Consider the following 8,948-nt stretch of genomic DNA (forward strand, 5'->3'; position numbering starts at 1 on the left):
TCAGGCGTCCTTGTAGTCGGTGGTGGCGGGTGCGGTGCGGAAGTCCAGGGCGATCTGCCGCGGGTCCTGGCGGGTGGGGTTGCCCTGGTCGTCGAGGAAGTAGAGGTTCTTCGGGGCGGCGGGCTTGGGGGCCTTGACGGCGTACTCGACGCCGATGGGCAGGGGGCCGCCGTCGACGCCGTTGGAGGGCGGCTCGATGACGACGGTGATGGAGAGGGAGCCCTTCTTGCCGTGGGCGCGGACGGCCTCCAGCAGGGTGTGAAGCTCCTTGCCGATCTCCTCGTGGGTGCGGCCGTTGAGGTGGCCGACGAGGAACGCGGCGAACTCCGCGATCTGCGGCTCGGCGTCGGTGGTGGTCATGTGGTGCTGTCCTCTCGGTTGGCTGGGCAGGTGGCCCGGTGGTCGGTGCGGATGGTCTGGGCGAAGCCGGCGGTGTCCCGGCCCTTGGCGGATGCGGTGAACGGGCAGTTCAGGCACTGGTAGTGGGCGCTGGGGCGGTGGACGAAGCGGACGCCTTCGGGCTGGTCGCGGTCGTCGACGTAGTGGCCGGCGATGATGCGCAGGACGGCGTCGACGTACTGCGGGCGGGCCATCAGTCGCCCCCGAAGATCGCCGCGTAGACGGCGCGGTCGCGGCGGTCCTCGACGTGCGCCGGAGCGACGCAGCCCGGCATGTCGCAGCCCGCGGTGACCTGGCCCTCCGGGGCGTGTCCGGTGCGGATCCGGTAGGCGATCCGTCGGGCGGTGTACTGGCGTCCGCGGTAGTGGAGTACGGGGGTGCCTCGGCAGCTGTAGCTGGTCCACCGCATGTGTCCGTCGCCGGCGTCTTCGGTGTGGAGGCGGAATGCGTCTTCGACGGTGGGTGTGCGGGGTGGGACGCCGAGGGGCACGGGGGGTAGTCCGAGTGCGCGGCGGGTGCGTGCGGCGGTGGGGCGGGCGCAGCCGAGGCGGGTGGCGATGGCCCGGTCGGAGAGGCCCTGGTGGAGGAGGGCGGCGATGTCGGTGCGGATCTTCATCGGGCCACCGCCGGGACGGTCTGCGGCCACTGCACGCCCTGCAGCGCCCGCCGGTGCTCCGGCGGCATCTCCGCCACCGGGTAGCCGAGCCAGTCCAGACCCAGGCACGCCATCGCCGCGGCGTCGGCCTTGTCGTACCGGCCGGGCCCGTCGCATTCGATACCGAAGTGCTCGGCGACCGCGGTACGGACCTCGCCCTTGCCCGCGCGGCCGTTGCCGGTGGCGTACATGGCGCGCTGCGCGGGCGGACAGATCGCGGTAGGGATGCGCCGACGCCACAGGCCGTGGACGACGAGCCACCACAGGCCGGCGAGCTGGTGCACGGAGTTGCCCTGGGAGCCGTACGACGGCCCCTCGACGACGACGAGGTCGGCGACCTTGACGCGGTCGGCGATCTCGGTCGTGAGCTGCCACAGCCGGTTGTGCCCGCGGTTCTTCGGGCGGATGGCGTCGGCCCAGTTGTGCGAGGCGATGCCGGTCGAGGTGAGGGACAGGTCAAGGCCGACGACGAGGGGGGTGTTCACCGCCGTCGGGCGACTCGGGGTCTGCCCGACGGCGGGAGTCATGGCGGTACTCACGCGGCCTTCCCTTCGCGGGTCATCCGCTCGTTCGCGGCCTGCAGCTCCGCGAGACGCGCCTCGTACGCTCGGCGGACCTCCCGGGTCTCCAGCTGCGCCCGGGCGGTCTCCGCGCGGGCCTTCCAGGTGGCGGCCATCCAGCGGCCGGCGCCCTTGCTGAAGCGGGCGATGCGCTGTTCGAGCGTGACGATGTACGCGGCGTCGCTTTCGGGCTGCTCGGCCTTGAGGCGGGTGACGTAGCCGGTGAGGCGGGTGACGGCGGGCTGGAGGTCGGCGACCTGGTGGGCGAGGGCGACGGTCTCGGTGTTGGCGGCGGCGAGTTGGTCGGTGAGGCTGTCGACCTGCTTGCAGGCGGCGAGCTTGGCCTGCCGTTCGGTCTCCAGCTCGGCGGCGTGCTTGCGGCGCTCCTCGCGGAGCTGGGCGGCGAGCTGCAGCTCGCGGGCCTCGGCCTCGCGGCGGCGCTTCTTGTGGCCCCACATCACACGTCACCGCCCGCGCGCTGCGCCGGGATGGACGGGACGGGCACCATCGGCCACGCGGGCTCGACGACCGCCGTCGGGTTCGTCTTCCGGAAGTGCTCCTGCAGCCCCGCAGCCTGCTCTGCAGCCCAGGTGATCTGCAGGGCGTGAAGTTCCTCGACGGACAGCGCGGCGAGCCTCGGGTACACGCTGCCGATCCGCCACGCCACCCGCGCACCGGCGATGGCGTCGGCCGCGGAGTCGTGCGCCTTGTCGATGCGCACCCGGTAGTGCTGGCACAGCGCGGTCAGCGTCCGGCGGCCCTTGCGGTAGCGGTCGACCTGCCTGTCGAGGACGAACGGGTCGATGACGCGCAGGTCGTTGCCGCAGGTGTCGACGAGCGGCGTGATGCCGTGCCGGCGGGCCTCCCGGTCCATGACCGTCAGGTCGTAGCGGGCGTTCATTGCCACGACCGGGACGCCGGAGAGGACGATCTGCCCGAGGGCGGCGACCAGCTGCTCGACGACCTCGGCGGCCGGGGCACCCTCGGCGCGGACGCGGGCGGTGTCGTACCCGTGGATGGCGGCGGCCTCGTCGGGCACCTCGATGCCGGGGTCGGCGATCCAGGTGGCGGGCTGGGGCGGGAGGCTGGCGCCGACCTGCACGATGCAGGCGGTGACGATCCGGGCGTCCTCGGCGTTGGGGGAGGTGGTCTCCAGGTCGAAGGCGGCCATGCGGCCGGTGTGCCAGCTCATGCGCGGGCCCCCGTTCCAGGCTGAGCCACCGGCGGCCACGCGGCCGGGGCTTCCTCGCCGTCCGGCTCGTCGTCGATGACCTCGACGTCGTACGCGCCGTCGGCGTCCGGGCCCAGCTCGTCGTCCTGGTCGTCGTGGATCTCGCCCGTGCTCGGGTCGACGCCGGCCGCGATCGCGTCGGCGATGGCCTTGAGGTCGGTGAGCAACTCATCCGAGCCGTGCCCGGCGTTCGTCGCCTTGTGCCACACGGCGATGACGGCGTCGGCGGTCCGGCAGTCGCGGGCCTCGGCGAGATAGTTGGGCCACTCGGCCGGCGCCGCGGCGATCGCGGGGCGGTCCAGGGACGCCGGGTCGAGCGCGGCCGCCGTCGAGATCGGTCCCGAGAGGGCGTGCCGCAGCTTCGGAAGCGACGGCACGACCATGACGACCTGGAACTGCTTCGTCTTCCCGTCAACGACGCGCGTCCGCTGCTCGATCCACATCCGGACAGGCATCAGGCCCTTGCCCTCGGTCGCCTGCAACACCGTGTCGAGCCCGCCCGCGAGGACGTCCGCCGCGTAGTGCGACTTGGTCTCCAGCCGCCACACGCCGAGGTCGGGCATGTCGGGGAGGAACACCCCGATGCGGCTGGTCGGACGGCACACCTGCGTCGCGGGCCGCTGGTGCCACTGCTCGCCGAACCTGGCCAGGCACACGCAGGGCTTCCCGGACAGCTTCTCCGTGACGCCGTCGCAGCGACGCTCACACCCGCCGCCGCTCCACTTCTCGTTGTACTGGTGCAGCGGGTCACCCGCAGGGAGGATCGCGCGCAGCTCGGCCGCTGCGGTGATGACGCGCCACTGCGGGATGGTCGACCGCTGCGGCGTCCACTGCTCGACCTGGCCGCCGTACAGCTTCGCGGCCTGCTCGATGTACGCGCGGGAGTGGGAGGTGAGCACGAACGTCTTCGACTTGACCGGGATCGGGCCCTTGTCGGGGTCGGGGTTCGGCCGGCTGTAGCCGGTGCGGATACGGCCCAGCTCGGCCGCTTCCCGCTTCTGGTTCATGAGGCGCGAGCCCATGTCAGGCCGCCTTTCGATCGGGGGCGCCCGGCGCCCACGGCGGAACGACCGTCGTGAACGCGCTCGGCGCGGAGTGCAGGTAGCGGGCGGTGCGCATCGCACCGAGGAACGCGCGGAACTGCGCGTGGCCGGATGGCACCTCGATCAGCCGGTGCGAGCGCGGCCGCAGGTTGAGCAGCGCCGTGCGGTGCACCCGGGGTGCGGGCTCGCTGGAGTCGTCCGGCAGCAGCCACTCAGGGGCGTACCGCAGCGCCGCGAGCTGCAGCGGCTGCTCGTCGTACACCGTGTCGGCGGGCTTCTTCGCGCTCGTCTTGTAGTCGATGAGCCACAGCTGCCGCCGCCGGAAGCGGCCGGTCGGCAGCCACAGCCACACATCCCCGGTGCCGGCGTAGCCGTAGTGGCGGTGCATGACGGTCGTCTCGATGGCCTCGATGTCGCGCTCGAAGTCCACGCGCCACAGCCGGAAGAACGCGGCCAGTTGGATGGCGTACCGCTCGACCTCGGGGTCGTACGGGTGCGGCGTGTTCAGGACCAGGGCGACGGCCCGCAGATGCACGCGGGTGCCGAGGGTCCGCGCCCGTTCGGAGTAGGTCCGGTGCGCGGCAACGAGTTCCTTCCGCAGCGCGGTGGGCTCGCTGCGAGCGCGGCGTGCGACGGCGATCGGCTCGGCGATTACGCGGTCGGCGGCCATTCCGGCCGCCCACGGCAGCAGCGCCGGTTTCGCGATCGCCGACAGGCAGTTGGTCACGGAGATCAGGTCCGGGCCCCCGGCGGGGTCGGTGTAGTACCGTCCCCGCTCGGTTGCCTTCGCCCACTTCGGGTCAGTCATGCTGCCGTGCCTCCCTGCCCGGGAAGCTGCTCGCCGATCTGGCGGAGCCGCTCGGCCAGCTGCAGCACCTGACCCCCGTACACGGGCAGGTCGGTGCTGATGCGGGCGACGAGCTGCTCGACGAGGAACGCCTCGGGGCGGTGCCCGTCGTGCGGCCGGTTGGCGTCGTAGGCGTCGGCGATCTCGGCGAGCGCGTCGACTTCCTCGCGGGCGAGGTACAGCACGAGCGCAGTCGCGTACGCCTCGACGTCGAGGACGGCGCCGGCCGGGATGGGCCGGACATAGATGGGGTGCGGCCCGGTTACGGTCGGGCCGGCGGCCGGGGCCGTGGTGGCCCCGGCGCGCGCGGTGGTCGTCATCAGGCGGCGTCCTTCCAGGCGGTGCGCGGGTCGGTCGGGACGGCCGCCGGGCGCGGGCGGCGCAGGCTCGCCCGGCCGGGCGCCCGGTGGGGGTGGCGGCGGGTGCGGCGGTTGCCCGCCCAGGCGCCGGCGCGGGCCGCGAGGGGCAGCAGGAGCAAGGTCGCGATGGCGACCCAGTACGCGAGGCGCATCAGCGGCCACCCCGCTTCTGCTGCTCGTGCCACGCGGCCGTGCGGGCGGGATGCACGGCGGAGAGCATCGGCTTGTCGCTGCTGAGCGACGTGCACACCAGGCCGGCGGACGCGAGGCAGACGGGGCAGTCGACGCGGATCGCGGGCATGTCGACGGCGCGGTCGTTGGCGCTCACTCGTCGGCCTCCTCGTCGCACTCGGAGGCGACCGTCAGCGGCGTCACCAGGTAGCCCGTGGTGGACTCCTCGTTCTGCCCGGCGGTGACGTACAGCTCCTCCGGGTTGAGGGGGTCCTCGTCGTCGCGGATCCAGTCGAAGGAGAGGGCGGTGCCGGGCGGCCACTCGCGGCGGATGTGCGCCTCGCAGTGGGCGCGGGCGGCCTCGCGGGTGGTGTACAGACCGAGCGGGGTGATCTCGTGCTCGTACTCCGCGCGGTACACGACGAGTTCGCCGGGCGACACCTCCGCACTCTGCACGGTGGGCACGCGGACCGGGCGGCGCTCGGCCGCGTCCTCCTCCGTCCACACCGTGCCGTGCTCCGACTGGTGCAGCGGCACCGCGTGGCCCTCCGGCAGCGCGCAGTAGTGCGCGGTGTCCGGCTCACCGCTCGGCGCGTTGCTGGGGCAGAGGGCGATCCCCGAGCGCATCTGCGCGACTTGCTCGCGGAGCCTGGCGACCTCCCCGCTCTCCTGCTCCCATGCCCTGCTGCTGGCCTGAGCAGCCTCGTTGGCCAGGTTGGCGAACGCGTGAAGGCGGGTGTTCTGGCGCTCCAGGTGGAAGATCAAGCCCTCACGCTCGTGAGGCTGCCTCCGCTTGGCGCGGCGCCGGGCGGACAGCCACGCCAGGCGGTAGCGGTGCCGGTCAGCCATGGCGGCCACCGCCGTCCACGGACCCGTTCAGGCGGTCCACCAGACGCGGCAGCAGGGTGGACTCGGCCGCCGGGCGACTGTCCTTCCCGGCATCCGCAACCGCGTGCCCCTCCGCCGTCACCTGGTACCTGACCGGCACCGCGTCAGCCGCCGCCTGGAGCAGCGCAGCCACGTCGGCCTGCGCCGACCGGTACCCGGCCGTCCACACGTCCCGCGCCGGAGCGCTCCGCCGCGCGAAGTCCGCGAGGGCGTCGCGCAGTTCCCGCAACGCCGCCAACTCGGCCGCCGTCTCCGGGGACATCACCATCCCGGCGGACTGCAGCGCCTCGGCCATGTGGACGTACATGTCCGCCGGGCTCTGCGGGTTCTTCCGCCACTCGCCGGCGTCCGCGCGGCACAGGACGTCGGCCACGCGCTTCAACTCGCGCGCGCTCACGCGGCGACCGCCTTCAACAGCGACACCGACGCAGCGCCGACGCCGTGACCGGTCAAGCGCACCTGGAATCCGAGGTGCTGGACCTCGACGGCCAGCCACGAGCCCTGGCAGTGCGGGTGCAGGGCCACCTGCTCCGCGTCGGCGCCCAGCGCGTCGCGCCAGGCCTCGAACTCGGCCGGCGTGCGGAGCTGCAGTTCGATCCTGGCGGGCCGGTAGACCGTGTTGAGCGTGATGTACGGCGCGGGCAGCCCGGGGAAGCGCTCGGTGAGCGCGACGAGGACGTCGAGCGCGTCGGCCTGGTCGCCGATGGTCGGTTCGATGGTGCGTTCGGTACTGTTGTGGCTCACGGGAGCCTCGCCTTCTCAGGTGGGTGGGGTGATCCGTCAGGGGCTGTCGGGTCGCATCCGGCAGCCCTTCGTGTTGCGTCAGGCCGCGGGCTTCCCCGCGGGGGTCTTCTTCGCGGCGGCCTTACGCCGGCGGGCCGCGACGGAGGCCAGCGCCATCCGCGCGAAGTGCGACTTGCGCAGGTGCTCCGCCGCCCGGGCGATCTGCTCCTCGGTCGCGTCCGGGTGCATCTCCCGGGCCTGCGTGACGAACTTGGTGTTCGCCGCGGCACGGGCGGGCGCCGTGCGGCCGGCGCGGTCGGTCTCGTTGGCCCACTGGCTGTGCGCACCGAGCTGGGCCCGGAGCGTCCGCTCCTCGGGTGTCATCGGGCATCTCCTGGGGTGGGGGTGATGTCTGTGTTCGCGAACGCGGACAACGATGGCGTGAAAAGGGCTTTGCGGGTGACGCCGACGGCCTCCGCGGCTCGACGCGCCTGCGAGGCGGTGAGCTTGGGCTGTCGGCCGTTGAGCATTGCGCTGACCTTGCTCTTGCCGATGCCGATCGCGTCGGCGAGCGTCCGTACCGTGTGCCGCGTGCCGTCTACGTCGGGGCAGCGCATCAGTCTGCGCAGCAGGGGCCCGTCGTTGAGCAGGTATGCGGGTTCGGGCACAGCGTTCGACCTCCGGTGTTGCTGTCCGCGTTCGCGAACACGAACAGCTTAAGCGTAGCGTTGGCCTGTTGTCCAGCACTACGCACATGCCATCGGCGCTTGTCCGCAGTTGCGCGGTTTTTCAGCCTCTTTACGCAGGCAGGATGGTCGGACGCGTTCGCGATCGTGGACAATGACACGACGCGACAGCGGGTGTCGCCACCTCGGGGCGCATGGCGCCGAGGCCCGCAGCGCGGACAACGGGAGTCGTCGTGACAGAGCCACAGACCCTGACGGAGCTCGTAGCCGAGCACGTCGGCAGGGGCCGGCCGATGACGTTCCGCGCCTTCGAGGACCGGGCCGTCGACCCGGACAGCGGGTACAAGCCGTCCCGCACCACCCTCCACAAGATCAGCCAGGGTCTCCCCGTCATGCTGAGCCCCGAGCTTGTTCGTGCAGTTGCCGCAGGGCTAGGGATCCCGGAAGGGCGCGCGCAGGCCGCGGCCGCGCTCCAGTACGCCGGGTACCGAGGGATCCCGGTGGGCAACGGAGTCGCCGTCGCAGGCCCGGACGCCGACGGCGAGGGCGGGCTCCCCAAGTCCCAGGCGTTCGTCGACCGTTGGGAAGCCGAAGAGGCCGAACGCGACGACCAGTAGGGCACAACCGTCCACCGGGGTCACGCGTCCCACTCTCGGCACACGTCACTCATATGGGTGATTCCACGACTTGTGTAAGTGGAATCGCTTCAACCTCTTCGGCGCGGGCATATGACCGCGTAGTCTGGGTGCACCTCGCAGAGTCGAACGCGCGTACGAATTCGGCGTGCCCGAATCCGGCGTGTGGGAACAGGGGGCTTCGTGACTGAGGTGCACGTCGAGCAAGGCGATCTCGACAACGGGATCGGCATGGTGTTCCGCGACTTCGGCAGGCGCGTACGGATGTGCTTTGATCCCCGCGTCCTCGTCGAAGCGGCGGCGCTGGCCCTGCTCTGCCAGTTCCTGCCGAGGCTGGTCGATGCAATGACCGTGATGCACGTCGGCGTGTGAGCACAGCGAACGGCCGGCCCTTCCCCCCAGGGCCGGCCGTCGCTGTCTCTACAGGTTGTCGCCCGGGCTCAACCGTCGGTGAGCCTCTCGCGCCCGCTCGGTGCCCGCGGACGCCCCGTAGCGGTTGAGCATCTCCCGGCTCGACCAGCCCATGATCCGCATCAGGTCGTCGTCGTTGCCCGCGTTCAGCTTCCACAGGTGCGCGAACGTGTGCCGGAACTGGTGCGGGTGCAGCTCCTGGATCTCGGCCTCGGCGCAGCGCCGCTTCAGCATCGAGCCCACGCCCCAGATCGTCAGCGCCCTGCGGCCCTTGACGCTGAACCACAGAGGATCGTCGCCGACGACGGGCCGGGCGAGGTGCTTCGGCAGGGCCCGCAGG

Annotated in this window: 19 protein-coding genes; 2 read left to right on the forward strand and 17 right to left on the reverse strand. The window is 72.1% G+C overall.

The features are described 5' to 3' along the window. From AB0M28_RS13625 to AB0M28_RS13700, 16 genes are all read right to left on the reverse strand, one after another. Positions 1-360 (reverse strand): hypothetical protein, encoded by a 360-nt coding sequence (locus AB0M28_RS13625; RefSeq protein WP_365402722.1) that lies wholly within the window; start codon positions 358-360, stop codon positions 1-3. Next, a complete protein-coding gene (locus AB0M28_RS13630) occupies positions 357-593 on the reverse strand; it encodes a hypothetical protein (protein WP_365402725.1) in 237 nt (78 codons plus the stop codon). Before AB0M28_RS13630 ends, AB0M28_RS13625 begins: the two co-directional genes overlap by 4 nt. Continuing rightward, positions 593-1,015 (reverse strand): helix-turn-helix domain-containing protein, encoded by a 423-nt coding sequence (locus AB0M28_RS13635; protein ID WP_365402728.1) that lies wholly within the window; start codon positions 1,013-1,015, stop codon positions 593-595. The genes AB0M28_RS13630 and AB0M28_RS13635 overlap by 1 nt, the downstream gene beginning before the upstream one ends. Further along, on the reverse strand, positions 1,012-1,593 hold the full coding sequence (locus tag AB0M28_RS13640) for a hypothetical protein (RefSeq protein ID WP_365402731.1): 582 nt from the start codon (positions 1,591-1,593) through the stop codon (positions 1,012-1,014). The genes AB0M28_RS13635 and AB0M28_RS13640 overlap by 4 nt, the downstream gene beginning before the upstream one ends. Beyond that, on the reverse strand, positions 1,590-2,072 hold the full coding sequence (locus AB0M28_RS13645) for a hypothetical protein (RefSeq protein ID WP_365402734.1): 483 nt from the start codon (positions 2,070-2,072) through the stop codon (positions 1,590-1,592). The genes AB0M28_RS13640 and AB0M28_RS13645 overlap by 4 nt, the downstream gene beginning before the upstream one ends. Next, positions 2,072-2,806 carry a 3'-5' exonuclease gene (locus AB0M28_RS13650; RefSeq protein ID WP_365402737.1) on the reverse strand — a complete coding sequence of 245 codons (735 nt, stop codon included), beginning with the start codon at positions 2,804-2,806 and terminating at the stop codon, positions 2,072-2,074. The genes AB0M28_RS13645 and AB0M28_RS13650 overlap by 1 nt, the downstream gene beginning before the upstream one ends. Beyond that, on the reverse strand, positions 2,803-3,867 hold the full coding sequence (locus AB0M28_RS13655) for a hypothetical protein (protein ID WP_365402740.1): 1,065 nt from the start codon (positions 3,865-3,867) through the stop codon (positions 2,803-2,805). Before AB0M28_RS13655 ends, AB0M28_RS13650 begins: the two co-directional genes overlap by 4 nt. Before the next feature lies 1 nt (position 3,868). Next, the gene (locus AB0M28_RS13660) at positions 3,869-4,696 is read right to left on the reverse strand and encodes a hypothetical protein (RefSeq protein ID WP_365402743.1); all 828 of its coding nucleotides are present in this window, start codon (positions 4,694-4,696) and stop codon (positions 3,869-3,871) included. Further along, positions 4,693-5,055, reverse strand: a complete 363-nt coding sequence (locus tag AB0M28_RS13665) for a hypothetical protein (protein WP_365402746.1) — start codon at positions 5,053-5,055, stop codon at positions 4,693-4,695. The genes AB0M28_RS13660 and AB0M28_RS13665 overlap by 4 nt, the downstream gene beginning before the upstream one ends. Then, positions 5,055-5,246, reverse strand: coding sequence for a hypothetical protein (locus tag AB0M28_RS13670; RefSeq protein ID WP_365402749.1), 192 nt, complete (start codon positions 5,244-5,246; stop codon positions 5,055-5,057). The genes AB0M28_RS13665 and AB0M28_RS13670 overlap by 1 nt, the downstream gene beginning before the upstream one ends. Beyond that, a complete protein-coding gene (locus AB0M28_RS13675; protein WP_365402752.1) occupies positions 5,246-5,422 on the reverse strand; it encodes a hypothetical protein in 177 nt (58 codons plus the stop codon). Before AB0M28_RS13675 ends, AB0M28_RS13670 begins: the two co-directional genes overlap by 1 nt. After that, entirely contained in the window at positions 5,419-6,114 is a 696-nt protein-coding gene (locus AB0M28_RS13680) for a hypothetical protein (protein ID WP_365402755.1), read from the reverse strand. Before AB0M28_RS13680 ends, AB0M28_RS13675 begins: the two co-directional genes overlap by 4 nt. Beyond that, positions 6,107-6,550, reverse strand: coding sequence for a hypothetical protein (locus AB0M28_RS13685; RefSeq protein WP_365402759.1), 444 nt, complete (start codon positions 6,548-6,550; stop codon positions 6,107-6,109). The genes AB0M28_RS13680 and AB0M28_RS13685 overlap by 8 nt, the downstream gene beginning before the upstream one ends. Beyond that, positions 6,547-6,897 (reverse strand): hypothetical protein, encoded by a 351-nt coding sequence (locus tag AB0M28_RS13690; RefSeq protein WP_365402762.1) that lies wholly within the window; start codon positions 6,895-6,897, stop codon positions 6,547-6,549. The genes AB0M28_RS13685 and AB0M28_RS13690 overlap by 4 nt, the downstream gene beginning before the upstream one ends. Positions 6,898-6,975: 78 nt before the next feature. Further along, the gene (locus AB0M28_RS13695; protein WP_365402765.1) at positions 6,976-7,260 is read right to left on the reverse strand and encodes a hypothetical protein; all 285 of its coding nucleotides are present in this window, start codon (positions 7,258-7,260) and stop codon (positions 6,976-6,978) included. Then, positions 7,257-7,544 (reverse strand): helix-turn-helix domain-containing protein, encoded by a 288-nt coding sequence (locus AB0M28_RS13700; protein ID WP_365402768.1) that lies wholly within the window; start codon positions 7,542-7,544, stop codon positions 7,257-7,259. The genes AB0M28_RS13695 and AB0M28_RS13700 overlap by 4 nt, the downstream gene beginning before the upstream one ends. Positions 7,545-7,795: 251 nt before the next feature. Here AB0M28_RS13700 and AB0M28_RS13705 point away from each other — a divergent pair, with 251 nt between their 5' ends. Together AB0M28_RS13705 and AB0M28_RS13710 are read left to right on the forward strand one after the other, a co-directional pair. Continuing rightward, entirely contained in the window at positions 7,796-8,179 is a 384-nt protein-coding gene (locus AB0M28_RS13705; RefSeq protein ID WP_365402771.1) for a hypothetical protein, read from the forward strand. A gap of 201 nt (positions 8,180-8,380) precedes the next feature. Further along, a complete protein-coding gene (locus tag AB0M28_RS13710) occupies positions 8,381-8,569 on the forward strand; it encodes a hypothetical protein (protein ID WP_365402774.1) in 189 nt (62 codons plus the stop codon). A gap of 48 nt (positions 8,570-8,617) precedes the next feature. Here the strand turns inward: AB0M28_RS13710 and AB0M28_RS13715 are convergent. Continuing rightward, a partial coding sequence (locus tag AB0M28_RS13715; protein ID WP_365402777.1) for a tyrosine-type recombinase/integrase occupies positions 8,618-8,948 on the reverse strand: 331 nt, incomplete at its 5' end.

The organism is Streptomyces sp. NPDC051940 (assembly GCF_040680895.1).
Taxonomy (GTDB): domain Bacteria; phylum Actinomycetota; class Actinomycetes; order Streptomycetales; family Streptomycetaceae; genus Streptomyces.

Coding starts and splice junctions, on each gene's coding strand:
- AB0M28_RS13625 (WP_365402722.1), bottom strand. CDS start 360: ATGACCACCACCGACGCCGAGCCGCAGATCGCGGAGTTCGCCGCGTTC.
- AB0M28_RS13630 (WP_365402725.1), bottom strand. CDS start 593: ATGGCCCGCCCGCAGTACGTCGACGCCGTCCTGCGCATCATCGCCGGC.
- AB0M28_RS13635 (WP_365402728.1), bottom strand. CDS start 1,015: ATGAAGATCCGCACCGACATCGCCGCCCTCCTCCACCAGGGCCTCTCC.
- AB0M28_RS13645 (WP_365402734.1), bottom strand. CDS start 2,072: ATGTGGGGCCACAAGAAGCGCCGCCGCGAGGCCGAGGCCCGCGAGCTG.
- AB0M28_RS13650 (WP_365402737.1), bottom strand. CDS start 2,806: ATGAGCTGGCACACCGGCCGCATGGCCGCCTTCGACCTGGAGACCACC.
- AB0M28_RS13655 (WP_365402740.1), bottom strand. CDS start 3,867: ATGGGCTCGCGCCTCATGAACCAGAAGCGGGAAGCGGCCGAGCTGGGC.
- AB0M28_RS13660 (WP_365402743.1), bottom strand. CDS start 4,696: ATGACTGACCCGAAGTGGGCGAAGGCAACCGAGCGGGGACGGTACTAC.
- AB0M28_RS13665 (WP_365402746.1), bottom strand. CDS start 5,055: ATGACGACCACCGCGCGCGCCGGGGCCACCACGGCCCCGGCCGCCGGC.
- AB0M28_RS13670 (WP_365402749.1), bottom strand. CDS start 5,246: ATGCGCCTCGCGTACTGGGTCGCCATCGCGACCTTGCTCCTGCTGCCC.
- AB0M28_RS13680 (WP_365402755.1), bottom strand. CDS start 6,114: ATGGCTGACCGGCACCGCTACCGCCTGGCGTGGCTGTCCGCCCGGCGC.
- AB0M28_RS13695 (WP_365402765.1), bottom strand. CDS start 7,260: ATGACACCCGAGGAGCGGACGCTCCGGGCCCAGCTCGGTGCGCACAGC.